Source organism: Nocardia sp. FBN12 (assembly GCF_050320175.1).
In the GTDB taxonomy this organism is placed as follows: Bacteria; Actinomycetota; Actinomycetes; order Mycobacteriales; family Mycobacteriaceae; genus Nocardia.
The window spans coordinates 283,634-307,645 of the sequence record NZ_CP190048.1 but is presented as its reverse complement, the minus strand read 5'-3'; the positions used below and the strand labels follow the sequence as shown (position 1 = coordinate 307,645).

Sequence of the window (24,012 nt, the reverse complement as noted above, 5' to 3'; positions counted from 1 at the left end):
TATGTACGAACTCTACAGACGGCCCCGAGCACCGAATCACGCCTGGTCACCGCGACGCGGAGCCGGTCACTTCCCTCGTGATGCTCGCCACGGCCGCAGTGTGGTCGCACCACCGTCGTAGCGGCCTGGGCGAGAAACTCGTGAGCGGGGGCCGACGGCAAGTGGCATTGTGGACGCCGAACTACCGTGCCGTGTTCGTCGACGACGAAGGAGATCAATGTCCGCCCCGAATCTCACCCGCGACCAGGCGGTCGAACGCGCGGCCGTGGTGGCCGTGCAGAACTACCGGATCGAACTCGACCTCACCGATCAGCCGCGCGGTGCCGGGTCCGAGGTGTCGGACACGTTCGGGTCGAAGACCACTGTCACCTTCACCGCCACTCCCGGCGCGAGCACGTTCATCGACCTGGTGGCGCCGCGGGTGCGCTCGGCGGTGCTCAACGGGGTCGCGCTCGAGGTGACCTCGTATGACGAGTCCGCCGGGATCGCCTTGCCGGAGCTGGCCGAGAACAACGAGCTGGTAGTCGAGGCCGAGTGCGAGTACTCGCACACCGGTGAGGGTCTGCACCGGTTCGTCGATCCGACCGACGACAAGGTGTACCTGTACTCGCAGTTCGAGACCGCCGATGCCAAGCGGATGTTCGCCTGCTTCGATCAGCCCGACCTCAAGGCCACCTTCGACATCGTCGCCACCGCGCCCGCGGACTGGGTGGTCATCTCCAACGGTGCCGATATCGAGCAGCACACAATCGGCGCGGTCGTGCGCCACACCTTCGCCACCACCCCGCGGATGAGCACCTACCTGGTCGCCATGATCGCGGGCCCGTACGCGAAGTGGTCCGACACCTTCACCGACGCGAGCGGCGAAATTCCACTTGGTCTGTACTGCCGGTCCTCGCTGGCCGAGTACATGGACGCCGAACGGCTGTTCACCGAGACCAAGCAGGGTTTCGAGTTCTACCACAACAACTTCGGCGTGCCCTATGCCTTCGGCAAGTACGACCAGCTGTTCGTGCCGGAGTTCAACGCGGGCGCGATGGAGAACGCCGGCGCTGTCACCTTCCTCGAGGACTACGTGTTCCGGTCCAAGGTGACCCGCGCGTCGTACGAGCGTCGCGCCGAGACCGTGCTGCACGAGATGGCGCACATGTGGTTCGGCGACCTGGTCACCATGAAGTGGTGGGACGACCTGTGGTTGAACGAGTCGTTCGCGACCTTCGCCTCGGTGCTGTGCCAGGCCGAGGCCACCGAATACACCAGCGCCTGGACCACTTTCGCGAATGTGGAGAAGTCCTGGGCCTACCGCCAGGACCAGCTGCCCTCGACCCACCCGATCGCCGCCGACATCCCCGACCTGCACGCGGTGGAGGTCAATTTCGACGGCATCACCTACGCCAAGGGCGCTTCGGTCCTCAAGCAGCTCGTGGCCTACGTGGGGCTACAGCCGTTCCTGGCCGGTCTGCGTGCCTACTTCGCCGAACATGCCTACGGCAACGCCACTTTCGACGATCTGCTCGCCGCGCTGGAGCAGGCGTCGGGGCGTGACCTGTCGGACTGGGGCGCGCAGTGGCTCAAGACCACCGGCCTCAATATCCTGCGCCCCGATTTCGCCGTCGCGGCCGACGGCACGTTCTCGAGCTTCGCGGTCGTGCAGGAAGGCGCCGCGCCGGGCGCGGGCGAGTACCGGGTGCACCGGATCGCGGTCGGTGTCTACGACGATGTCGACGGAAAGCTGGTGCGCACCAACCGCGTCGAACTCGACCTCGACGCCGCCGGGCGCACCGAGGTGCCCGAGCTGGTCGGCGTGCCGCGCGGTGCGCTGGTGCTGGTCAACGACGACGACCTCACCTACTGCTCGCTGCGTCTGGACCCCGATTCCCTCGACGTGGTCGTGCAGCGCGTCGGTGACATCGCCGACTCGCTGCCGCGCACGCTGGCCTGGTCGGCGGCCTGGGAGATGACCCGCCAGTCCGAGATGAAGGCGCGCGATTTCGTCGCTCTCGTGCAGCGCGGGATCGGCGCCGAATCCGAGATCGGAGTGGTGCAGCGGCTACTCATGCAGGCCAGCACCGCCATCGGGAGCTACGCCGATCCGGAGTGGGCCGACCAGGTCGGCTGGCCGGAATTCGCCGACCGGCTACTCGAACTGGCTCGCGGTGCCGAGGCGGGTTCGGACTACCAGCTGGCCTTCGTCAACGCGCTGACCGGGGCAAAGCTGGAATCACGCCACCTCGACGCACTGGCGCGGCTGCTCGACGACGATCCGAGCGCGGCAGGTCTGGCCGGACTCACCATCGACACCGATCTGCGCTGGCGCGTCGTCACCGCACTGGCGGCGGCAGGCCGGATCGACGCCGGCGGTGTCGATTCCCCGACCATCGACGCCGAACTCCAGAACGACCCGACCGCGGCAGGCAAGCGCCAGGCAGCCACGGCAGCCACCGCGCGCCCGATCGCCGAGGTCAAGGCGCAGGCTTGGCACACCGTGATGGCCGACGACTCCGTCCCCAACATCACCGCCCGCGCCATCGTCGGCGGCTTCGCCCCCGCCGGCCAGGGCGCGTTGCTCGCCCCATACGTGGACAAGTACTTCGCCGACATCTCCGCCGTATGGGAACGCCGCTCGAGCGAAGTCGCCCAAACCGTCGTGATCGGCCTGTACCCCCACTGGGCGATCACCGAGGAAGCCGTCGCCAAGGCCGACGAATTCCTGTCCGGCAACCACCCGCCCGCCCTGTACCGCCTGGTCTCCGAAGGCCGTGCCGGCATCGAACGCTCCCTGCGCGCAAGGGAATTCGACGCCAAGTAGAAACGCACCAGGGAGGGCGGCGGACACAATGCCGCCGCCCTCCCCGCGTACCAGCCACACCACCCCCAACACCAACTCACCCCGGTCCGCAGCCCACCGACTCCCAGCTACACCGGCCGCCCCAAAGACCGCACCCCTACCGCACTTCCAACCACACCGGCCACCCCAAAGACCGCACCCCTACCGCACTTCCAACCACACCGGCCACCCCAAAGACCGCAGCCCTACCGCACTTCCAACCACACCGGCCACCCCAAACCCGCAGGCCTACCGCACTTTCAGCCGCAGCGGTTACCCCAAACCCGCAGGCCTACCGCATTCCAGACCACACCGTGCACATGGCCTGTCCCCGTCTTCCACACCCCACAAAACCCACCCACCGCACTCCCGACCCCTAGGGAGGGACGGCCACGAAGTGGCCGGTCGCGGCCGGGTCGCCGGTTAGGCGCCGGTGCGTAGGCGACGAAGGAGCAAGCACCGGTGCCTAACCGGCGGCCCCTAGGGGCCGCGACTCGAGCGCGCCAGCGCTCCAATAAACACAGCCAGCGCCTCTAGGACTACTCAAACCCCGGAGCTCTGCCATACCAACACGTCCTGGGTCTACTCAAACCCGCGCCCCTGCCACACACACACACGTCCCGGGCCTATCCAACCCGCCGGAGCCCAGCCAGACAGCCCCCTGCGACCACCCGAACCCCAGCCCCCGCAGAACACGCTGCTGAGAGCAGATCCGCCCACAGCAGCATTACCAGCGAACCACCATGCAAACGAGGCACCGTGGACCCATGGCACACGACGAGAAAACCCCGATGTTCAGCTGGCGGGCCCGCGAGCAACTGTTCGGCCGCCGCATCCTCGTCCTCGACGGCCCCCTCGACGACGACAACGGCACCCTGCTGATCACCCAACTACTCACCCTCGGCGCCCAGAGCCCCGAGGCCGGGATCTCACTGTGGATCCACTCCCCCGGCGGTTCCGTCCCGTCGATGCTGGCGATCCGCGACGTGATGCGGCTCGTGCCGTGCGAGGTGTCCACCCTGGCGCTCGGATTAGCTTGCAGCGCAGGGCAATTCCTGCTCTCCTCCGGCGCACCGGGTAAGCGGTACGCCCTGCCGCACGCCCGCGTCCTCATGCACCAGGGGTCGGCGGGAATCGGTGGCAGCGCAGTGGAGGTGGAAGTGCAGGCCGACGACCTGCGCTACACCGTCGACACCGTGCTCGGCCTCATCGCGGAGGACACCGGCCAGCCGTTCGACCGTGTGTACGAGGACTCGCTGCACGACCGCTGGTTCACCGCACCCCAGGCACTCGAGTACGGGTTCATCGACCACATCGTCGAATCGTTCGACCAGGTCGTCCCGAACCGTCACCGCATCGGGATCACCGCATGATCTGCTTCCCGCGCCGACAGCGGCCACTGATCGCGCACGCACATGGGTAGCTCACCGGGTGCGAGCGCACACGACCAACAGCACGACCGCCTGCCGCCGACACGATCCACGAGGCAGACGAATCAGGCAGAAATACTCGGAGAGGGCCGGATCTCATGACGTACACGATTCCGAACGTGGTGTCCCAGCATCGCGGCGGTGGTGAGCGAATCACCGACATCTACTCGCACCTGCTCAGCGAACGCATCGTCTACCTGGGCACTCCCATCGACTCCGGCGTCGCCAACGCCCTCATCGCCCAGCTCCTGCACCTGGAATCCGACAGCCCCGGCCAGGCGATCAGCCTCTACATCAACTGCGAAGGCGGCGACTTGTCCGCCATGCTCGCCGTCTACGACACCATGCGATTCATCAAGGCGCCGGTGCACACCACCTGTGTCGGACAGGCGATCGCGGTCGGTGCCGTTCTCCTCGCGGGTGGCGCGGCCGGTCATCGGGCGATGCTCCCGCATACCCGAATCGTGTTGCACCAGCCCGCGACTCGCGGCCAGGGCACGATTCCCGACCTGATCCTGCAGGCCGACGAGATTGTCCGCATGCGTGCGGCGATCGAGGCGATCCTGTCCAAGCACACTGGTCAGACCCCGGAAACCCTGCGCCGCGATACCGACCGCGACCGGGTGTTCACCGCCGACACCGCACTCGAGTACGGACTGGTCGACCAGGTACTGCACGAGCGGGACTGATCGGGAGCCGAGACTACGCTGGGAGTTCACAACACCGCTCGAGCGGTGGACATTCGACCGAGATCCGGATTGTATACGCCCAGCGTGGGATCCCGGCTCGAGCCCCTGTACCCGAGCCGGGTTGACCTGATACCTACTGCTTTTCGATGCGGTCCAGGTAGACGCGGCGGACCTTGTCGTCGACCCCGTTGATCGCGGCATCGTCGTTGGCAGCTTTGCGGATGGCCCGCAACACCGGCTCCGGCACCAGGCCCGACGCGTTCGCCATCAGCCCGACATACCCGGGCACCGCCGTCTCGGCTGCCCGAGTCCTGACCGAGCGGACAACCGCGGCGGCGATGTCCTCGGGATCGACGGCGGGCAGGATGCCGTAGTCGATGCCGGAGCTGAGTTCGGTGCGCACCGCCGACGGCAGCACCGCACTCACGCTGACACCGGTGCCATCCATTTCCAGCCGGGTGGCGGCGGTCAGGCCGACCACCGCGTACTTGCTGGCGTTGTACACGGCGAGGCCCTTGAGCGGGAACTTGCCCGCCAGCGAGGCGACGTTCACGACATGGCCGTAGCCGCGCGCGACCATGCCGGGCAGTGCCAGCCGCATGCCGTGGATGACGCCGTAGACGTTGACGTCCATCGTGAGCTGGTCGATGCGGTCGGACTGCGCCAGGAACGGGCCGTTCGGCATCACGCCGGCATTGTTCACCAGCACGTCGAGCGGGCCGTGCCATTGGGCGACCGCATCGAGAAACTGTGCGTAGGAAGCCTTGTCGGTGACGTCGAGCGCGTGGCCCATCGCGTGGTCACCGATCTCGGTGGCGGCCTGTACCGCCAGCGCTTCATCGAGGTCACCGAGCGCGACATAGGCGCCCGCCTCGACGAACGCATTGGCGGTGGCCAGCCCGATGCCGCGGGCGGCACCGGTGATCGCGATCGTCGCGCCTGCGAGATCGATCCGTGGGTAGCTCATCGTGTGGCCTCTCGTCTGGTGGTCGGTCTGCGGGTCGCGCACCCGATGGTGATCGACGTGCGCGCGGTGGAAGCGCTCACGCGGGCACTGTCACGTCGGTGATGGTGAAGTCGGCGGGGTCGAACGCGCTGACGCGGGTGGTGAGTTCGCCGGTGGACCAGGGCCAGCTGAAACTGTTGCGGCCGTTGGCGTCCATGTAGTAGCTCTGGCAACCGCCCGCGTTGTAAACGGTGCCCGCGAGCGCGGCCTGCACCTGGTCGACGTAGCGCGCCTGCACCTCGGGCCGCACGTCCAGCCCCGCCCAGCCTTCGCGCCGGGCGCTCTCGATTGCCGAGACGAGGAAGGCGACCTGGGCTTCCAGGATGGCGAACGCCGAGGAGTGGCCGGTGCCGAGGCTGGGGCCGAGCACGGTGAACGCGTTGGGGAAACCGGTGGTGACGGTGCCGAGATAGGCCTCGGGCGAGCCCTTCCAGTGCTCGGCCAGGGTGCGGCCGTCGGCGCCGCGGACGATGTCGGCCAGCGGGGTGTCGAGGATGTGGAAGCCGGTACCGAGGATGACGGCGTCGACCTCGACGGTGGTGCCGTCGGCACCGACCACGGTGTTGCCTCGGAATTCGGCGACGCCGGTGGCGTGCACGTCGACGTTGTCGCGGGTCAGCGACTGGAGGTAGCTGTTGGAGAACAGGATTCGCTTACAGCCGAGCAGATAGTCCGGCGTCAGCTTCGCCCGCAGTGCCGGATCACGCACCACGGCACGCAGATACGCCGACCCCACGGCCTGCACGGTCTGCATCAGCGGCCGTGGATGCCGGAACGCGACCCCGAGAGCCTCCATCAACGCGTACTCGGTCGATCGCAAGGCCTTGTGCGCGAACGGGAATCGCCGCATCACCTTCTTCTCGAAGCCGGGTACGCGGTGATCGAGCTTGGGCAGCACCCATTGCGCGGTGCGCTGGAACAGGTGCAGTTCGGCGACCTCGGGCACGATCGCGGGCACGAATTGCACCGCGGACGCACCAGACCCCACCACCGCGACCCGCTTGCCACGCAGGTCGTAGTCGTGTTTCCAGCGCGCGGAATGGAAGACCTCGCCGGGGAATTCGGCCAGCCCCGGGATCTCGGGCAGGTTCGGTTCGTTCCACGGACCCGCGGCCGACACGACGAAGCGGGCGCTCAGCGGGCCCTCGCTGGTCTCCAGCCGCCACAGTTGCGCGGCCTCGTCGAACCGCGAACCGACCACCTCCACCCCGAAGCGGGTGTGCTCGACCAGCCCGTGCTCGCGCGCCACCCGATCGACGTAGGCGAGGATCTCGGGCTGGGTCGCGAACAGCCGCGACCACTCAATGTTGGGCGCGAAGGAGAACGAGTACAGGCCGGAGGGCACATCGCACGCGCAGCCGGGATAGGTGTTGGCTCGCCAAGTGCCACCGAAGGTTTCGGCCTTCTCGACGATCACCACATCCTCGACACCGGCCTCGATCAACTTGATCGCCGCGCAGATGCCGGAGACACCCGCTCCGATCACAACGACCTCGTGCTGGCGGCTCATGCGACTTCTCCTTCGAACGAAACAAATGGTGCGCCGATCCCGGCGCCGGTGCTGACGGAATCCGCGACCCAGCCGGTCGGGCGGATCATGCGGGTCGGCCCGCGAGGGTGGAAGCGCGCAGCGCATCGGCGACCCGGGCCGGGACACCGCGACGGGCCGCGGCGAGGGTGGCGGGACGGCGGGCCGAATCCATGAAGTTCGCGCCCATGGCGGCGTGCTCCTCGGGGCCGGGTTCGACCCGGATCACGCGGGTGCCCGCGGCGCGCAGCAGGGCCACTTCGCGGTCGAGGCCGCGGGTCATCTGCGCGCGGAGCAGGCGTTCGACGCGGTTCAGGCCGGTGGCCGGTGCGCCGCCCTCGGACGTCATCGGGGCGATGACCACCACCTCGTCGAGTTCCAGTGGCAGCAGCAGATCGGCCGACACCGACGACACCGTACCGCCGTCCACATAGTCCTTCCCGCCGATCCGCGCAGGCGGGAACCAACCGGGGATGGCCCAGGACGCGGCGATCGCGTCACCCAGGTCGACCGGCGCCGAACCAGTCGGATCTCCGGCCGTCGCGATGCCGCTGCCCCTTCGGTTCGCGCCGAAGGCGACTCGCGTGCCTGTTGCCGTGTCGGCGCCCACCACCCAGGTCGCGGGATGGCTCACCCAGCCGCTCGGGTCGGCGAGCGCCTGGCCGAACGATCGCAACCAGTCGGCGTCACCGCGGCCACACGGAAGGAGTCCGGCCAGCGCGGAGTAGGGCGAACGAGCGCGCAGACCGGCACCGACCAGGCCGAGGCCGGGGAATCCGAGCCTCGGAAGCGGGGGGAATTTGCCGGGGTCGACGGCAATGTGGGCGGCCAGGATCGGGTCGGCGCCGGGGGCTTTGCCGAGGGCGGCGAGCAGGTCAGCGGGGGTGCGGCCGGAGCCGAGGGCCGCGACGAGTTCCGCGCCCGCGGAGGTGCCGATCAGGACATCGGCGGTGCGGGTGTCCCAGTTCATCGCGCGTTCGACGGCGTCGAGGGCTACCGCGGTCCAGGCGAAGCCGAGCAGGCCACCGCAGCCGATCGCTAAGCCACGTCGTGTTGTCATATTTCGAATACTAACGGTATTTGAATTCCAGCGGTAGCCCATCTTGCTAAACTCCTGCACATGGCCAGGATGACGCGCAAGGAGTCGCACGCTCTCACGCGTGAACGACTGGTCGAGACTGCCAAGCGGCTGTTCATGGCCGACGGCTACAACGTGACCCCGCTGGAGAAGGTGGCCACCGAGGCCGGGTTCTCCAAGGGCGCGGTGTACTCCAACTTCGCGACCAAGCACGAATTGGGCCTCGCCGTGCTCGATGTCGTGCACGTGGAGCGCGCGCAGTCGCTCGTGGACGCGATGCTGCCGCACGACACGATGGCGGCGCGGATCGAAGGTTTCGCGCGATGGGCCGACGAGAACATCGGTGATGTCGGCTGGACCGCGCTGGAGGTCGAGTTCGCGACGAGCACCCGGCACATGCCCAAGATCCGCACCGAGCTCGCCGATCGCCGACGCACCCTGACGACGATGCTCGCCACGGTGATCCAGACACAGGCCGATCAGCTCGGCCTCGAACTCCCGATTGCCGCCGAAGATGCCGCGCTGCAACTACTCTCGCTCGGCATCGGCCTCGGGGTGCAACGCGCGATCGACCCCGAACTCCCCGTCAGCGCGATCGTCGATCTACTCCGCAGCCAGATCGCCGCCGCGCGAACAAGCGCGTCAGTGGACGGTTGATCGCCAGGACATCTCGCAAGCGTCGTCCGAGCGGAAAAGCACATGACCGGTTGATCTCGATGGACAGCGACAGGCGATGCCGCTGCGAACAGGTGCAAATCAGGCGGCGAGCAGGACGGCGTTCGGAGCCAGCGACATCGGGCCCGCGTGGGAGGGGGCGATCTGGCGTTGCCCGCCCAGAACCACCGCACGCGCCGGCACAAGTGCGTACCTACGCATCGATTCGGCCACCTGGGCGACCAGTTCGCCCAGCGACGTACCGAGGGCACCGGCCAGCGCGGCGATCATCTCGCTGGACGGCTCTTTGCGCCCGCGCTCGACTTCCGAGAGGTATTGCGGCGAGATACCCGCGCGACCAGCGGTGTCGACGAGTGTGGAGCACTGCTCCAAACGCAGGGCCCGCAGGCGTTCGCCCAGTGCCTCACGCCAGAGTGGTTCCGGCCGCGACCGCTGTTCGCCGCGTCCGCCTGGAATCACCCGCAACCCGTTGTGCTCGCCCATACTCCGAGCGTAGGGATACCGGCACCGAAACACCCGGCTCTTCTGCTCTCGGCGTAACCGAGGTACAAACCTCACCGATTGATGCCGAAGCAGGTGTCGGCCCAGCCGAGGGCGTCGGCGAAGGAGGCGGAGACGATTTCGCTGTGGTCGACGTCGTCGTATTTGCGGTAGTCGACCGACTCGCCGCGTGCCTGCTGTTCGGCGACCATCGCATCGGTCGCGTTCAGCGGGACGGTGAGGTCGGAACGGCCCTGGAGAACAAGGACCGGAACGGTGAATCGGAGGCCGCTCGGGTCGTTGTCGTCGAGGACTCGCAGCAGCCCCGAGACGTCGCCGTCGGAGGTGAAGACGTCCTTCGCCGACAGACCGCCCCACTTGCTCTTGTCGCGCAGTCCGCCGGTGCATTCGGAGTCGGCGACCGGCAGCAGGGACTGCGCACGGCCGGTGAGGAATCGGGCGGGGTCCACATCGGTCACTGTCTGGGCGCCGCGAACCAACAGCGGTAGGTACACCGACACATCGCCGGTACCGAGTTTGCCCAGCGGATTCGACGCCGCCCACTTCGCCATGCGCACCTGTTCGCCCAGGTGCGAGGCGGGTGCCAGCGCGATGGCCCCGAGCAACGGCGAATTCGGCGTCCAGCCCTTGGCGTCGACGGCGGCGAACAGGGCCGCGTGACCACCTTGGGAATGCCCCATCGCCACCCAGCGTGATCCGACCGACTTGTCGATTTCCCTTGCCGCCGTGGCGATATCGGCCATCGCCCGCTGTTCGGTCTCACCGATCATGTACCCGTGACCGCCCGGCGTCCCCAAGCCCTGGTAGTCGGTTCTGGCGACCGCGTACCCCTTGGCCACCCAGCGAGCCTGTTCGTCTCGGCTCGGCGAGGAACCTTCGGAGCGCGAGGCCGCGCAGACATCGGCGACCCCGGTGCTACCCGGCCCCCAGGAAATGAGCGGCCAACCACCCGCGGGCGCAACACCTTCGGGCACCGCGAGCGTTCCTGACACCGCGACGGGCTTCTCCTGCGCATCCAGCGACCGGTACAGCGTCAGGTAGTTGCGGGCGCCGGGCACGACCTGCGCCCCGGTGAGTGGCTGCGAGCGGATCACCGAACCACGCTGCCCCGGAATCGATTCCGCGCTGGGGTTGTAGAACGCGGAAAGAGGTGCGGCGGCGGCGAATTCGACCGGCTGACTGTCCTGCGCGCAGGACGACGCCGTCAGCGCCAGGCACGCCGCCGCGAGCACCCGAGTGATACGTGCGTGCAAGTTTCCCCCCGATATGCCGACGGCCGACGATGTGGCCGATAGACCGCCGACCAGGTTACTCGATGCCATCCGGACGGCCGGGCACCCCCGATGCCCAGCCGTCCACCGAGCTCAGCGCACGACCCGGCCGAGGAAGTCGTGGATCAGCGCGGCGATCTCGGGTCCGTGCGTCTCCAGCGCGAAGTGGCCCGCGTCGAGCAGATGCAGTTCGGCGTCGGGCAAGTCACGCAGGTAGGCGCGGGCACCGTCGGCGCCGAAGATCTCGTCGTGCTCGCCCCAGGCGATGAGTGTCGGCGGCCGGTGCTCGGCGAAGTACTTCTGGAAGCCGGGGTAACCGTCGAGGTTGTTCTTGTAGTCGAAGAACAGTTGCAGCTGGATCTCCTTGTTGCCGGGACGGTCCAGGTAGGACTGGTCGAGGGTCCACGTATCCGGGCTCACCAACGCGAGCCGGTCGGCCGGAACACCGTGCGTGTACTGCCATTTCGTGGCGTCGAGCTCGAGCAGCTTGCGCACTTCGGGCTCATGGGTGACACGGTCGGTCGCGTGCGCGAACAGCACCTCCCAGAACGGGGTGAAGCCCGCCATATAAGCGTTGCCGCTCTGGGTGATGATGGCGCTGACCCGCTCGGGGTTGCGCGCGGCGATCCGCAGACCGATGGGGGCGCCGTAGTCCTGGATGTAGAGCGCGAAGCGTTCGATGCCGAGGGTGTCGAGCAGTTCGCGGGTGAGCTCGGTGAGCTTGTCGAAGGTGTAGTCGAATTCGTCGACCGATGGCATCGACGACTGGCCGAAGCCCAGGTGATCGGGGGCGATCACGTGATAGTCGTCGGCGAGCGCAGGGATGAGGTTGCGAAACATCGCCGAGGTGGACGGGAAGCCGTGCAGTAGAAGCAGAGTCGGCTTGTCCGGGTCGCCCGCCTCGCGATAGAAGAGGGACTGCCCCTGGATCTCGACGGTGTGGTGGCTGATCTGGTTCATCATGGCATTTCCTAACTCGCTAAATTGATTTCAGCGGTTAGAACCTGACAGGCGGTGTCCGTATTCCTTCGTCACGAAAGTCCGCAAACACCAACGGCGCGTTCACCATGAGGTGAACGCGCCGTCCGGAAGAGAACGAGCTAGCGGCCGATCGCGGCGGCCATCACGCGGGAGGCCGAGATCAGGCCGTCGATCAGGTTGCCCTGACGGAACGAGGCCAGGGCGGCGGTGACGCCGAGCTGGCAGATGCGGTCGTTGGCGCGCTCGGCCACGTTCGCACCGGAGCGGACCTCGATCGCGCCCTGGTTCGGGGACACGGCGATGAGCACCGAATCGGCCGACTCCGGGGTGTTCGGCAGGATCGCGTCGGCACCGGCCGCCGGATCGGCGCCGAGGTCGCCGAGGTAGATGTTGAAGCGGACCTTGGTGGCGCGGGTCGCCTCGGTGAGCGCGTTGTCGAGGGAGATGCGCTCATGGTCGGTAAACGGCACCTCGTCGAACACGGTGCCCGGCTCGTGCACGCCGGACACGCGGCCGCTGCTGGTCAGCGCGAATCCGTGCGGCAGGTCGGCCTCGACCACCGCGGGCCAATTAGAACTTGCCACTTGCCCGGCCTCCGATCAGCTCCGCATGCGCGGTTTCGAGAGCCGCATGACTGCCATGCGGCTCGGCGGTGTGGTGACCCGCCGCAGCGGTCACCTCATCGGTCGCACTCCACAGCACCGGCCGGTGGGTCCACTTCTGCCCGAGTGCGAAGTGGGCCGGCTTCTCACCGGGGAATGGCTTACCGAGATAGGACAAGCCCGCGATCGCGAAGTAGATCGCGGCCGGGATGCCGACGAAGATCAGCACTGTCTCGAGAATGCTCACGCTCCAAAGGTAGACGATGCTGTGTAGTAGTTCATCCCCCGGCTGTCCCTAACGCGCGTGTCACACCAACCAGGCCGCCGCGTTCGGCGGCAACCGGTCGTCGGCGACGGGCGCGCTGGACAGCAGCACGTCCCCCGGTGGCAGCTGGATCGAGCCGTCGGAGGCGTTGAGCACACAGGTCAGCCCGCCTGGACGACGGAAGGCCAGGCAGCCGTCGGGACTGCCGTACCACTCGATCCGCTGACCCGCGAACTCCGGGCGGGTGGCACGCAGGTCGATCGCCAGTCGGTACAGCGACAGCGTCGAGTGCAGGGTTTCCAGTTGCGCTTCGACGGTGCGTTCGGCCCAGTCGGCCGGGATCGGCAACCACGGCGTGCCCTGGGTGAATCCGAACGGTGTGGTCGCGCCTTCCCACGGAATCGGCACCCGGCAACCGTCGCGGCCGCGTTCGGTGTGGCCGGTGCGCTCCCACACGGGGTCTTGCAGGACCTCGTCGGGCAGGTCGTCGACATTGGGCAGGCCGAGTTCGGCGCCGTTGTAGATGAACACCGCGCCGGGCAGGGCGAGTTCGACCATCATCATCGCCCGCGCCCGTGCGACGCCGGCCTTGCCGCCGCCGTAGCGGGTCACCTCGCGTTCGATGTCGTGGTTGGACAGCGTCCAGGTGGGCGGGGCGCCCGCGTCGGCGACCGCGTCGAGCGAGTGCGTGATCGCGTCGTGGACGCCCTGTGCGGTGAAGGGAGTCTCGGCGAGCCGGAAGTTGAACGCCAGGTGCAGTTCGTCGGGGCGGACGTACTCGCCGAAGCGGACGTTGTCGTCGACCCATACCTCGCCGATCGAGACCGCTGCCGGATAGTCGTTCAGCACCGTGCGGATACGGCGGTGTATGGCGTGCACGCCCGGGTTGTTGAAGCGGGGATCGTCGTCGTCGTGGACGAGCATCTTGGTCTCGACCTTGTCCATGTCGGGCAGGCCTTCGGGCTTGGCCATGCCGTGCGCGACATCGAGGCGGAAACCGTCGACGCCGCGGTCGAGCCAGAAGCGCAGGGTCTTCTCGAAGTCGTCGGCGATCTCGGGGTTGTCCCAGTTCAGGTCGGGTTGTTCGGGCGCGAAGATGTGCAGATACCACTGCCCCGGCTTGCCGTCGGGCTCGGTGATCCTGGTCCAGGCGGGGCCGCCGAAGATACTCGGCCAGTTGTTGGGCGGCTCTTCGCCGTTCTCTCCGCGACCGTCGCGGAAGATGTAGCGGGCGCGTTCGGGACTGCCCGGCGCGGCCTCCAATGCCTCGGCGAACCACACGTGTTCGGTGCTGGTGTGGTTGGGCACCAGATCCATCGTCACTTTGATCTCGCGGTCGTGCGCCTCGGCGATCAACTCGTCCAGCGCCGCCAGCCCGCCGAACAGCGGGTCGATATCGCGCGGATCGGACACGTCGTAGCCGCCGTCGGCCTGCGGTGACCGCATCACCGGACAGATCCACAGCGCGTCTACGCCCAATAGCTCCAGGTACCCCATCTTCTCGCGCACACCGCCCAGATCGCCGACACCGTCACCATCGGAGTCTGCGAACGAACGCGGGTAGACCTGATAGAACACGGCGGTTTTCCACCACGGAGCGGTGCTTGCTTCCCCCGGCACCGGCGAGGCAGGTGTCTGTGTCACACGTGCAATATTGCCAAAGTTCGCCCGGGATAATCATGTGAGGTGAGACTTTCTGCGAATCCCGCAAATAACCAGCGTTCGCCACGGTGCTGCGAAACATCGTGGTAAAAGGCGGCGTCGACCCGAAACCGGGGCGCTATCTGCTGGTCATCAGCGAACAGCAGGCACCCGTACCATCGGGGGAGGCGCCTACGGGGCGTTTTGGAGGGACGCTGCGGGAATACGGTGTACGCCTACTGGGGTCAGGCTGGAGCGTTCTGAAGGGACGCTGCGGGAATACGGTGTACGCCTGCTGGGGTCAGGCTGGGGAATTCTGGAGGGATGCTGCGGCCATTTGGAAGTAGTCGAGCAGGGCCTTGCGGTGTTCGTCGTCCAGGATCGACGGTTCGATCTCGCCGACCGCGATCCGCATGCATCGCATCCAGGCGTCGCGCTCGAGCGGTCCGATGACGAACGGGTTGTGGCGCATGCGCAGGCGTGGGTGTCCCCGCTCGTCGGAGTAGGTGCGCGGACCACCCCAGTACTGTTCGAGGAACATCCGGAACCGTCGCTCGGCCGGCCCGAGGTCTTCCTCGGGGTACAACGGACGCAGGATCTCGTCTGCGGCGACCTCTCGATAGAAGACCGACACCAGACGGCGAAACGTCTCCGCGCCGCCCACGGCTTCGTAGAAGGAGGTCGTTGTCTGCTCACCGGTACTCACGCGCTCCATTGTGCCCCGTTCACCACGGTCACGAACGCGCTGCCCTTCAACCACAGTTCATCCGGAAGTTTGAAAAATAGCCGTGCAATACCGGCAGAACCATGGTCAACTGGGGTCAGTATCGGCCCCAGATACCACATGATCCTGCCAATCATGAAATTGAGGTCAAGAAGATGAAGCAGCGACCGAGCGCCCGTTCACACGAGGCGCGCACGCACCGACAACTCCAGCCCGCCGACGTCCACAACCGTGGCTCGGGGGCTGTTCCGCTGCGTATCTTGTCCGATTCTCATCCGGGCGCACACGGTCATCACGACCTGCCGCATATCCCCGCGCCTCTGCACCTCGCCGGAGACCACGACGCCGCCGCATGGCGCAAACGCCGGGTTCTCCTCCTCAACGCCACTTACGAGCCGCTCACCGCGCTGTCCGCGCGTCGCGCCGTCGTCCTGCTGATCTGCGCCAAAGCCGACGCCGTCCACGACGATCCGGAAGGCCCGGTCCTGCACTCCGCGGGCTCGCAAGTCGCGATTCCCTCCGTCATCCGCCTGCGCACCTATGTGCGGGTGCCCTATCGCGCCCGCGTGCCGATGACCCGCGCCGCGCTCATGCATCGCGACCACTACCGCTGTGGATACTGCGGCGGCAAAGCCGAGACCATCGACCACGTGATCCCCCGCAGTCGCGGTGGCGAACACTCGTGGGAGAACTGCGTCGCCAGCTGCGCCCCCTGCAATCACCGCAAGGCCGACAAGATGCTGGCCGACCTCGGCTGGCACCTGCGCCATCCCCTGGTCTCCCCCAAGGGCCCGCACTGGCGACTGCTGTCCACCACCGCCGATCTGGATCCGATCTGGTTGCAGTACCTCGGCGAAGGAGCCGCCTGACACACTGCGGTCGATCGACTCAGGCGCTCTCGATGACCATCGTCGCCCAGGTTCCCGGTTCGAGGGCTTCGAAGATGTGCGGGAGATCGCCCAGGTAGCGGATGTAGTCGCCGGGGCGCATCTCCACGGGCTCGTCAGCCGGGCCCGCCATGGCGTGGCCCGCTGCCAACACGACATGTTCGACGACGCCGGGGCTGTGCGGATCCGAGCGGCGGGTGTGGCCGGGTTCGGCCGCGATGCGGTACACATCACAGCGGGTGTGTGACTGGCCCGCTGCGAGCAATGTCACCCGGTAGTCGGCATCGGCCGATGGGACGGGCGCGCCCTCGTCGGCGCGGATGACCTGCACATTGGCGCGCGGTGGGTCGAGCAGCCGGGAGAACGGCATCTCGAGCGCCACGCACAGCGCCCACAGGGTCTCCAGACTCGGATTGCCCGTGCCCGATTCCAGTTGCGACAGTGTGGATTTCGCGACGCCCGCGCGACTGGCGACCTCCGTCAGCGATAAGCCGGCGCGGCCGCGTTCACGACGCAGCGCCGCCGCGATCACCGCCTGGGGCGGTCCGACGACAGGGTCCTGCCGGTCCATCTACGCCTCCTGAGGGCTGGCGATACCGCGTTGACTTTACCCACCCCATGCGTTCAATATAAACAACATGCGTTCGATCTGGCGAACACTCGACCGGGGAACCGTGGCTGCCGTAGCCGCGGCGTGCTTTGCCGTCGGCCTGTTCGGTGTGTCCTACGGCGCGTCGACGATCGCGGCCGGGTTCCCGATGTGGATGCCGATCGTGATGGCGGTGACGGTGCTCGCGGGCGGCTCGGAGCTGCTGTTCTTCGGGATCGTCGCGGCCGGTGGTAGTCCGCTGGCGGCGGTGGTGGCCGGGCTGCTGCTCAATGCGCGGCATCTGCCGTACGGGCTGTCGGCGCCGGAGGTCTTCGGGAGCGGCTGGAAGCGGGTGCTCGGTATCCACGTCCTCAACGACGAGTCGGTGGCCTTCGCCACGGCCCCCGGCGATCAGGAGCGCAAACGTGCCGCGTATTGGGCATGCGGGATCGGCGTCGCGCTGTGCTGGCCGCTGGGCGCGACCCTCGGCGCGGCACTGGGTTCGCTGGTCCCCGATACGTCGGCGCTCGGACTGGACGCGGTGTTCCCGGTGATCCTGCTCGCGTTGATCCTGCCCGCACTGCGCGATCGTGCGACGTTGCGTCCGGTGCTGGTCGGCGCCGGGTTGGCGGTAGCCGTGACGCCGTTCGTGCCGGCGGGACTGCCGGTATTGATCGCACTGGCCGGACTGGTCTTCGCGCTCCGACCGCCCGCGACCGCTGCGGATCCGGTGACGGCATGAACGCGCCATATCTGCTGCCCGCGATGTTGGCACTGGCCGTCGGCACCTACGCCCTCCGCTGGACCGGGCCGGCGATGCGACACCGACTACGGTTGTCCCCCAGGGCAATTCACCTTCTCGACACCGGCGCTCTGATCCTGCTCGCCGCACTTGTCGCGACGGCGACTCTGCCGACCGGTTCCGGTCATCTCGGCGTCGCCCTTCCCGCAGGCGTCGCCATCGGCGGGGTGCTCGCCTGGCGCCGCGCTCCTTTGCTCGTCACAGTGCTGGCCGCGGCGGCCACCACCGCACTGCTACGACTCATCGGCGTGCACTGACCGCCCCTGGCGCCGCGGGCGCGATGCGATTCAGCTGGGCGACAACGGAATCCCACCGCCCAGCCGCCGAGCCACCGAGCCATAGCGCGCATCCAACCGCAACCAGGTCCGGGTCGCCCGAACCCGTACCAACTCCGAGGGCTGAATCCGCCGCGACTCCGTCTTCTCCCCCGCATGCGGTATGAAATCCATTGCGGTGAGCGCGAAGACCACGCGCATCGGCACCTGCACCTCGAGGTCGCCGGGACCGGTGACGGTGAGCACCGACTGATCGAGCAGCGACGCGGGCGGGCCCTTGGGCCCCCCGTGTTCGCGTGCCACGTCGGCGCCACGTTCGGCCAATTCGACGAGCGCTCGCGCGGGGATGTCGTCGACGTGGGTGAATCCATCTGTCGGCGGTAGCGCACCACGCCAGGCCGAGTCCAACGAGTAGCCGAGGTCGATCGGGTGGCCCGTGCCGAGCCCGGCGAGGACCATGTCCGCGCCGACGGTGACATCATCGACACCGAGTTCAGCGGTGATCGTGCGCACCGCGAGCGTCTCGAACCCCGTTGCGACCCAAGCTGATACAAGGCTGGACCCCCGCCGCCGCAACCGGACGACAGCGGCCGGATCCAGCCGGATGGCGCGGCTGAGAAAGGTGGCCAGGTTTTCGCGTTCGGCCGGGTCGGGCGTGTGCAGCACCCGCTGTTCGGAGCTCACGAAATCAGGCCCGCCACAACGCCAGGTAGTCACGTTCGGACTCGGCGAGCCTGCGCAGCCGCTGCGTGTCGATGTCGAACGCGGCGAGCTGCGTAGTCGCGATGACCGCGGGCGGCGAATCGGGGGCCGCGCCATCGGCCCGCACTTCGTAACCGATGGTGAAGTCGACCGCGCGCAGCTGCTTGACCCACATGGCGATGTCGAGCGGGGTGTCCTCGTGCCGCAACTGCCCGCGATACTTCACGTGCAGGTCGACCAGCACACACCCTTGCCGTCCCATCGACGCCGTCGGCTTGTCGTCGTCGAACAGCCACGGAATCCGCGCCTCTTCCAGCAGGGTCACCATCCGAGCGTGGTTGACGTGCTGGAACACGTCCATATCCGACCAGCGGATCTCGACTTTCGCGTGAAAACGCTGCGGCAACACCAACTCCGGTGCGGACGTGGCGGTGTTGCCGTTCGGCGAACTCGTCACCGTGGTACCTCCGATTGGGCGCCCACCCCGCTCACCATGCTCCGCACCTGTCGCGCGGCAACCGACAGTGTGGCGAGGTCGTGGGTCCCGGACTCGAACAATTCCGACAGAGCCGCGCGCGCACGACCCAGCCGGGACTGGTTCTTCGACTCCCAGTATGCAATTTTTTCGTCGGCCGTTTCCTCCGGGTCGCCCCCGGAGAGCACATCGAGGGTCAGCGAACGCAGCGAACCGTACATGTCATCGCGCAGCGCGAGCCGGGCAAGCGCGTGCCAGCGGTCGCCCCGTTCGAGGTGGCTCACCGCCTCGAGCAGCCAGTCGATCTTGAGATGGTCGTTGAGCGCGTAGTACAGACCGCCCACTTCGGCACCGTCGCGATCGGTGATATCGGCGATGTCGACGATGTCGAGCAGCGGGAACAGCCCGAGCAGCCCGAACACCTCGGTGGCCAGGTCGGTCGGCGCACCGCGCGCGATCAGCTCGCCCGCGCCCTGGGTGAGCGAGGTGACGTGGTGCCCGCGCAACCAGCCCGGTACCTGCGGCGCCAGCTCCTGCACCCGGCGGTGATACCGGTTGATCTCGGCGCCGACCGCGATCGGCTGCGGCCGGTTGGTCAGCAGCCAGCGCGAGGCCCGGTCCAGTGTCCGCTTGGATTCCAGTTCCAGCAGGTCACACACCCCGGCGGGCGCATCGGAGCTTCGGATGCGCGACCACACGTCGTGGAGCTGGAAGATCTCGCTGGCCGCGGCGAACGCGCGCACCGTGTCGGAGGTGGTAGCGCCGACCTCTTCGTTGAGCCGATGGGCGTAGGTGATGCCGCCGTAGTCGACGGCCTCGTTGACGATCATCGTGGTGACGATCTCGCGGCGCAGCCGATGCTTCTTGATCGCCGCACCGAACTGTTCGCGCAGCGGCGTCGGGAAATACAGCGGCAGCTTGGTCGCGAAATAGGTGCTGTCGGGCAGATCGGTGTCGAGCAGATCGGCCTTGAGTCCCAGCTTCACATGCGCGAGCAGGTTGGCCAGTTCGGGCGAGGCCAGACCGGCGCCCGCCTCAGCGCGACGGGCCAGTTCGGCTGGCGAGGGCAGCGCTTCGAGCTCACGATCCAAGCCTCGGCGCTGTTCGAGGTCGGTGATGACACGGCCGTGCACCGTGAGCATCTGGGGCGCGTCGGTGCGCGCGATACCGATCAACACGTTCTGATCGACGTTGTCCTGCAACACCATTCGAGCCACTTCATCGGTCATCGAGGCCAGCAGCGGATTGCGGTCGGCGGGGGCGAGTCCGCCCGCGCTGACCACACCGTCCAGCAGCACCTTGATGTTGACCTCGTGGTCGGAGCAGTCGACGCCGGCGGAGTTGTCCAGGGCATCGGTGTTCATCTTGCCGCCGTTGCGGCAGAACTCGATCCGGCCGAGCGCGGTGGCGCCCAGGTTGCCGCCCTCGCCGATCACCTTGACCCGCAACTGATTTCCGTCGACCCGCACCGCGTCGTTGGACTTGTCGCCCACCTCGGCATTGGATTCGGTGCTCGCCTTCACATAGGTGCCGATGCCACCGTTCCACAGCAACTGCACCGGCGCGAGCAGGATCGCGCGCACCAGCTCCGGCGGCGAAAGCGTCTGCACGGAGTCGGGCAGGCCGAGGGCGGTCCGTGCCTGCGGCGAGATCGGCACCGACTTCACGGTCCGCTCGAACACGCCGCCGCCCGCACTGATCAGGCTCCGGTCGTAGTCGGCCCACGACGATCGCGGCAGCGCGAACAACCGTTCACGTTCGGCGAAGGAACTCGCGGCCTCGGGGTTCGGGTCGAGGAAGATGTGCCGGTGGTCGAACGCGGCGACCAGCCGGATGTGCGGCGAGAGCAGCATGCCGTTGCCGAACACATCGCCGCTCATGTCGCCGACACCGACAACGGTGAATTCCTGGCTCTGGGTGTCGATGTCCATCTCCCGGAAGTGGCGTTTGACCGCTTCCCACGCACCCTTGGCGGTAATGCCCATCGCCTTGTGGTCGTAGCCCGCCGAGCCACCGGAGGCAAAGGCATCACCGAGCCAGAATCCGTAGCGCAGGGCCACATCGTTGGCGATATCGGAGAAGCTGGCGGTGCCCTTGTCGGCGGCGACCACCAGGTAGGTGTCGTCACCGTCGCGGCGCACCACCCGATCGGGCGGCAGCACCGCACCGGTGGCCAGATCGACATTGTCGGTGACATCGAGCAGCCCGGAGATGAAGGTGCGGTAGCAGGCGACACCCTCGGCGATGCTCGCCTGGCGGTCGACAGCCGCGTCGCCGATCGGCGCGGGCGGGCGCTTCACCACGAAACCGCCCTTGGCGCCGACCGGCACGATCACCGCGTTCTTCACCGCCTGCGCCTTGACCAGCCCCAGGATCTCGGTGCGGAAATCTTCCAGCCGATCCGACCAGCGCAGGCCGCCGCGTGCCACCGAACCGAACCGCAGATGCACGCCCTCGACCCGCGGCGAGTACACGAAGATCTCGAATTGCGGTCGCGGCTTCGGCAATTCGGCGATCTCGCGCGGCTCCACCTTCAGCGCCAGGTAGTCGCGCGGACGGCCGTCGGCGTCGAGAACGTAGTTGTTGGTTCGCAGCGTGGCCTTGATCAGACCGAGCATGGCGCGCAGGATGCGGTCGGCATCCATGCTGACCACCTCCTCGATCCCGGCCCGCACCCGCGCCTCGAGCTCGGCAGCGGCCTCGGCGGAGACAGTGGCCGGATCGAATCGGGCGGCGAACAGGTCGACGAAATCGCGCGCGACCTCCGGGTGAGCCAGCAGTACGCGGGCGATATTGACCTGGGAGTACGGGAAACCGGCCTGCTGCAGGTACTTCGCGTACGCACGCAGGATCGCGACCGACCGCCACGGCAAGCCGGCGCGCAACACGAGTTCATTGAGTCCGTCGGCTTCGGCCCGGTCGTACCAGACCGCTTCGAAGGCGTCGGTGAATCGGGTGCGCAGTGCGTCGATCTGGTCGGGGGCCTCGAGCAACAGGGCGGCGTCGAGGTCGCCGCCGAGCGCGTTGCGCAGCAATTCGGGGCGGGCAGCCAGCCCGAAATCATAGATCCAGCGCTCGGTGCCGCCGTCACGTTCGAGCTGGTAGGGACGTTCGTCGACCACCTCGACGCCGAGGCTCTGCAGCACCGGGAGCACCTGGCTCAGCGAGACACCGGAACCGGCGATGTAGAGGCTGAACCGCCACGAACCGGGCGCCGCCTCGGGCCTGCGGTACAGGTACTGACCGATGCCACCCTCGGTGAGCTGCTCGAGCCGCACGATGTCGGCCAGCGCGCGGGCAGGGGTGAAGTCCTCCTTGTAGCTTTCGGGCAGTGCGTCCGAATACCGTTTGACCACAGCGGGATCGAGCACGGTGGAGGAGGCGACCGCATCGCCGATCCGGTCGTCCCAGGTGTGGCTGGCCGCGTTGAGCAAGGACTGCAGTCGCAGCCGGTTGTCCTCGGAGGTGTCGGTGGCGGCCCCGCCGGTGGCGTCGGCGGGCAACATCACCGTGAAATACACACTGGCGAGCTCGCTTTCGCTCACCCGCGCCGAATAGTCGATGTCGACACCGCCGAGTTCGGCGACCAGGATCTCCTGCATCTCCAGGCGGACCGCGGTGGTGTAGCGATCACGCGGCAGATACACCATGCAGGCCACGAAGCGGCCGTAGCCGTCACAGCGCAGGAAAAGCCGGACCTGCCTGCGCAAACCGACGCCGAGCACCGCGACGGCGGTGCGCCGCATGGCCTCGGTGTCGGCGGAGAACAGTTCGGTGCGCGGGAACGACTCGATCACCTCGAGCATCGCCTGCCCGGAGAACGAGTCCTTGTCGAACCCGGCGCCTTCGATCGCGGTGCGAACCCGGCGGTTGATCACCGGGATGTCGAGCACGTTCTCGTGCACCGCGCTGACGGTGAACACGCCGATGAACAGGTGCACGCCCAGCACCGCGCCCGCCTCGTCGACGTCGGCGACACCGACGAAGTACGGGTACACCGAGCGGTGCACGGTCGCGCGCACCAGCCCCTGGGTGAGCAGCAGCAGCGGGCGGTCCTCACCGTTGATGGGCACCTGGAAGTCGGTGCCGATGTCGGGGCGAAGGACGCCGAGGCTCGCGCCGGGCACCGCGCTCGACACGGTGTGTCCGTTCTCGACACCACGGCGGTAGCGCGCGTATCCGAGCAGGGTGAAGTTGCCGTCGGCCAGCCAGCGCAGCAGCTGGGCGCAGTCGGACACCTCGACGGCGGGGAACGGCGTGGCACCGGCCGCAGCGGCCCGGTCGAGCTCGTCGGCGAGCGAACTCTGCACCGCGGCCATGGCCTCGGTGTCGTCGATCACCTGGCGGACGTCGTCGATCACCTCGGGCATGGTGCGTTCGATGTGATCGAGCTGGGCTCTGCCGGTCGACGGGTGCAGCTGCAGGTGCATCCACGATTCGGTGAGTCCGGTCGCGCCGTGGCCGTCCACCTCGTGCGCCGCGGCGCCGGTGAGGTGGCCGTCCTCGTCGCGGGTGACCTCGAAGATCGGGTGGATCACCTCGGAGACGCTCACCTGCATCCGGCCAAGCGCCGCGGTGACCGATTCCACCAGCAGCGGCATGTCGTCGGTGACGACCTGGACCGCCGCGCCCATTCCGGTCCCGTCGTCGGGGTGGTGTACCCGCACCTTGGCGTTGCCCGGCCGGCGAACGGCGGCCAATTCCATGTGGTGCCGGAAGATCTGGGTGATTCCGGGGATCGGGAAGTCCACGTCGCCGGCATCGACGTGTCGGAAATACGCCTCCTCGAGAGTCGCGAGATCGCCGCGCAAACTCTGCGGCATTCCCGCGGCCCACGCCGCACTGGAGATTTCCGACGAGACCGTCATCGTTTAGCCCACTCCCATGGATTGTGGTTCGCTTCGATTTCGCAACGCAGGTGACGCATTTTCGAGACTAGCTCCGGGTACTCGAACACGCTGAGGGAATTCGGGCTTGCCGCGCCGGTAACTTGGGGAATGCTGGATGAACGCGCAGGGTGCGCCGATCGGCACAACGCCGACGGCCCGGCGGAGCGACCGTTCA

21 protein-coding genes are annotated in these 24,012 nt (G+C 67.5%); 7 read left to right on the top strand and 14 right to left on the bottom strand.

The window, feature by feature from the left end; translation table 11 throughout:
* The first annotated feature begins 217 nt into the window (after positions 1-217).
* The 3 genes from pepN (at position 218) to ACQHI0_RS01715 (ending at position 4,946) form a co-directional block, all read left to right on the top strand.
* A complete protein-coding gene (gene pepN / locus ACQHI0_RS01725) occupies positions 218-2,809 on the top strand; it encodes an aminopeptidase N (RefSeq protein WP_427906190.1) in 2,592 nt (863 codons plus the stop codon).
* A 785-nt stretch (positions 2,810-3,594) separates the two neighbouring features.
* Positions 3,595-4,200 (top strand): ClpP family protease, encoded by a 606-nt coding sequence (locus ACQHI0_RS01720; protein WP_427906189.1) that lies wholly within the window; start codon positions 3,595-3,597, stop codon positions 4,198-4,200.
* 155 nt (positions 4,201-4,355) lie between these two features.
* Entirely contained in the window at positions 4,356-4,946 is a 591-nt protein-coding gene (locus tag ACQHI0_RS01715; protein WP_427906188.1) for a ClpP family protease, read from the top strand.
* A 133-nt stretch (positions 4,947-5,079) separates the two neighbouring features.
* On the opposite strand, the gene ACQHI0_RS01710 is transcribed toward ACQHI0_RS01715, so the two are convergent.
* The 3 genes from ACQHI0_RS01710 to ACQHI0_RS01700 all read right to left on the bottom strand — a co-directional run bounded on the left by ACQHI0_RS01710 (position 5,080) and on the right by ACQHI0_RS01700 (position 8,540).
* Positions 5,080-5,913 (bottom strand): SDR family oxidoreductase, encoded by an 834-nt coding sequence (locus ACQHI0_RS01710; RefSeq protein ID WP_427906187.1) that lies wholly within the window; start codon positions 5,911-5,913, stop codon positions 5,080-5,082.
* A gap of 76 nt (positions 5,914-5,989) precedes the next feature.
* On the bottom strand, positions 5,990-7,462 hold the full coding sequence (locus tag ACQHI0_RS01705) for a flavin-containing monooxygenase (RefSeq protein ID WP_427906186.1): 1,473 nt from the start codon (positions 7,460-7,462) through the stop codon (positions 5,990-5,992).
* A gap of 85 nt (positions 7,463-7,547) precedes the next feature.
* Positions 7,548-8,540 carry a patatin-like phospholipase family protein gene (locus ACQHI0_RS01700; protein WP_427906185.1) on the bottom strand — a complete coding sequence of 331 codons (993 nt, stop codon included), beginning with the start codon at positions 8,538-8,540 and terminating at the stop codon, positions 7,548-7,550.
* Between the two features lie 60 nt (positions 8,541-8,600).
* Here ACQHI0_RS01700 and ACQHI0_RS01695 point away from each other — a divergent pair, with 60 nt between their 5' ends.
* Positions 8,601-9,215, top strand: coding sequence for a TetR/AcrR family transcriptional regulator (locus ACQHI0_RS01695; RefSeq protein ID WP_427906184.1), 615 nt, complete (start codon positions 8,601-8,603; stop codon positions 9,213-9,215).
* Between the two features lie 99 nt (positions 9,216-9,314).
* On the opposite strand, the gene ACQHI0_RS01690 is transcribed toward ACQHI0_RS01695, so the two are convergent.
* The 7 genes from ACQHI0_RS01690 to ACQHI0_RS01660 form a co-directional block, all read right to left on the bottom strand.
* The gene (locus ACQHI0_RS01690) at positions 9,315-9,716 is read right to left on the bottom strand and encodes a helix-turn-helix domain-containing protein (protein WP_427906183.1); all 402 of its coding nucleotides are present in this window, start codon (positions 9,714-9,716) and stop codon (positions 9,315-9,317) included.
* Between the two features lie 71 nt (positions 9,717-9,787).
* Positions 9,788-10,987: an alpha/beta hydrolase family protein gene (locus ACQHI0_RS01685; protein WP_427906182.1), complete on the bottom strand. Its 1,200-nt coding sequence runs from the start codon at positions 10,985-10,987 to the stop codon at positions 9,788-9,790.
* Positions 10,988-11,098: 111 nt separating this feature from the next.
* The gene (locus ACQHI0_RS01680) at positions 11,099-11,965 is read right to left on the bottom strand and encodes an alpha/beta fold hydrolase (protein WP_427909046.1); all 867 of its coding nucleotides are present in this window, start codon (positions 11,963-11,965) and stop codon (positions 11,099-11,101) included.
* Positions 11,966-12,105: 140 nt separating this feature from the next.
* Entirely contained in the window at positions 12,106-12,570 is a 465-nt protein-coding gene (locus tag ACQHI0_RS01675) for a DUF5130 domain-containing protein (RefSeq protein WP_427906181.1), read from the bottom strand.
* Entirely contained in the window at positions 12,557-12,835 is a 279-nt protein-coding gene (locus ACQHI0_RS01670) for an aa3-type cytochrome oxidase subunit CtaJ (protein WP_194829561.1), read from the bottom strand. The genes ACQHI0_RS01675 and ACQHI0_RS01670 overlap by 14 nt, the downstream gene beginning before the upstream one ends.
* Positions 12,836-12,895: 60 nt before the next feature.
* Positions 12,896-14,497 (bottom strand): glycoside hydrolase family 13 protein, encoded by a 1,602-nt coding sequence (locus ACQHI0_RS01665; RefSeq protein WP_427906180.1) that lies wholly within the window; start codon positions 14,495-14,497, stop codon positions 12,896-12,898.
* A 298-nt stretch (positions 14,498-14,795) separates the two neighbouring features.
* On the bottom strand, positions 14,796-15,209 hold the full coding sequence (locus tag ACQHI0_RS01660) for a globin (RefSeq protein ID WP_427906179.1): 414 nt from the start codon (positions 15,207-15,209) through the stop codon (positions 14,796-14,798).
* Positions 15,210-15,373: 164 nt separating this feature from the next.
* On the opposite strand from ACQHI0_RS01660, the gene ACQHI0_RS01655 reads away from it, so the two are divergent.
* A complete protein-coding gene (locus ACQHI0_RS01655; RefSeq protein ID WP_427906178.1) occupies positions 15,374-16,087 on the top strand; it encodes an HNH endonuclease in 714 nt (237 codons plus the stop codon).
* A 19-nt stretch (positions 16,088-16,106) separates the two neighbouring features.
* Here the strand turns inward: ACQHI0_RS01655 and ACQHI0_RS01650 are convergent, their stop codons facing one another.
* Entirely contained in the window at positions 16,107-16,676 is a 570-nt protein-coding gene (locus ACQHI0_RS01650; protein ID WP_427906177.1) for a helix-turn-helix domain-containing protein, read from the bottom strand.
* A gap of 67 nt (positions 16,677-16,743) precedes the next feature.
* Between ACQHI0_RS01650 and ACQHI0_RS01645 the strand changes: the two genes are divergently transcribed.
* Together ACQHI0_RS01645 and ACQHI0_RS01640 are read left to right on the top strand one after the other, a co-directional pair.
* Positions 16,744-17,436 (top strand): AzlC family ABC transporter permease, encoded by a 693-nt coding sequence (locus ACQHI0_RS01645; RefSeq protein WP_427906176.1) that lies wholly within the window; start codon positions 16,744-16,746, stop codon positions 17,434-17,436.
* Positions 17,433-17,753 carry an AzlD domain-containing protein gene (locus tag ACQHI0_RS01640; protein WP_427906175.1) on the top strand — a complete coding sequence of 107 codons (321 nt, stop codon included), beginning with the start codon at positions 17,433-17,435 and terminating at the stop codon, positions 17,751-17,753. Before ACQHI0_RS01645 ends, ACQHI0_RS01640 begins: the two co-directional genes overlap by 4 nt.
* Before the next feature lie 30 nt (positions 17,754-17,783).
* On the opposite strand, the gene ACQHI0_RS01635 is transcribed toward ACQHI0_RS01640, so the two are convergent.
* From ACQHI0_RS01635 to ACQHI0_RS01625, 3 genes are read right to left on the bottom strand one after another with little or no spacing between them, the layout of a single operon-like run.
* Positions 17,784-18,455, bottom strand: coding sequence for a hypothetical protein (locus tag ACQHI0_RS01635; protein ID WP_427906174.1), 672 nt, complete (start codon positions 18,453-18,455; stop codon positions 17,784-17,786).
* 4 nt (positions 18,456-18,459) lie between these two features.
* Positions 18,460-18,930, bottom strand: coding sequence for an acyl-CoA thioesterase (locus ACQHI0_RS01630; protein ID WP_427906173.1), 471 nt, complete (start codon positions 18,928-18,930; stop codon positions 18,460-18,462).
* The gene (locus tag ACQHI0_RS01625; RefSeq protein ID WP_427906172.1) at positions 18,927-23,816 is read right to left on the bottom strand and encodes an NAD-glutamate dehydrogenase; all 4,890 of its coding nucleotides are present in this window, start codon (positions 23,814-23,816) and stop codon (positions 18,927-18,929) included. The genes ACQHI0_RS01630 and ACQHI0_RS01625 overlap by 4 nt, the downstream gene beginning before the upstream one ends.
* Between the last annotated feature and the right edge of the window lie 196 nt (positions 23,817-24,012).

What these genes read in the sequence shown, in the direction of transcription:
- pepN (WP_427906190.1), top strand. Translation starts at nt 218, where the DNA reads ATGTCCGCCCCGAATCTCACCCGCGACCAGGCGGTCGAACGCGCGGCC.
- ACQHI0_RS01655 (WP_427906178.1), top strand. Translation starts at nt 15,374, where the DNA reads ATGAAGCAGCGACCGAGCGCCCGTTCACACGAGGCGCGCACGCACCGA.
- ACQHI0_RS01720 (WP_427906189.1), top strand. Translation starts at nt 3,595, where the DNA reads ATGGCACACGACGAGAAAACCCCGATGTTCAGCTGGCGGGCCCGCGAG.
- ACQHI0_RS01700 (WP_427906185.1), bottom strand. Translation starts at nt 8,540, where the DNA reads ATGACAACACGACGTGGCTTAGCGATCGGCTGCGGTGGCCTGCTCGGC.
- ACQHI0_RS01680 (WP_427909046.1), bottom strand. Translation starts at nt 11,965, where the DNA reads ATGAACCAGATCAGCCACCACACCGTCGAGATCCAGGGGCAGTCCCTC.
- ACQHI0_RS01690 (WP_427906183.1), bottom strand. Translation starts at nt 9,716, where the DNA reads ATGGGCGAGCACAACGGGTTGCGGGTGATTCCAGGCGGACGCGGCGAA.
- ACQHI0_RS01715 (WP_427906188.1), top strand. Translation starts at nt 4,356, where the DNA reads ATGACGTACACGATTCCGAACGTGGTGTCCCAGCATCGCGGCGGTGGT.
- ACQHI0_RS01695 (WP_427906184.1), top strand. Translation starts at nt 8,601, where the DNA reads ATGGCCAGGATGACGCGCAAGGAGTCGCACGCTCTCACGCGTGAACGA.
- ACQHI0_RS01710 (WP_427906187.1), bottom strand. Translation starts at nt 5,913, where the DNA reads ATGAGCTACCCACGGATCGATCTCGCAGGCGCGACGATCGCGATCACC.
- ACQHI0_RS01705 (WP_427906186.1), bottom strand. Translation starts at nt 7,462, where the DNA reads ATGAGCCGCCAGCACGAGGTCGTTGTGATCGGAGCGGGTGTCTCCGGC.
- ACQHI0_RS01660 (WP_427906179.1), bottom strand. Translation starts at nt 15,209, where the DNA reads ATGGAGCGCGTGAGTACCGGTGAGCAGACAACGACCTCCTTCTACGAA.
- ACQHI0_RS01650 (WP_427906177.1), bottom strand. Translation starts at nt 16,676, where the DNA reads ATGGACCGGCAGGACCCTGTCGTCGGACCGCCCCAGGCGGTGATCGCG.
- ACQHI0_RS01625 (WP_427906172.1), bottom strand. Translation starts at nt 23,816, where the DNA reads ATGACGGTCTCGTCGGAAATCTCCAGTGCGGCGTGGGCCGCGGGAATG.
- ACQHI0_RS01640 (WP_427906175.1), top strand. Translation starts at nt 17,433, where the DNA reads ATGAACGCGCCATATCTGCTGCCCGCGATGTTGGCACTGGCCGTCGGC.
- ACQHI0_RS01645 (WP_427906176.1), top strand. Translation starts at nt 16,744, where the DNA reads ATGCGTTCGATCTGGCGAACACTCGACCGGGGAACCGTGGCTGCCGTA.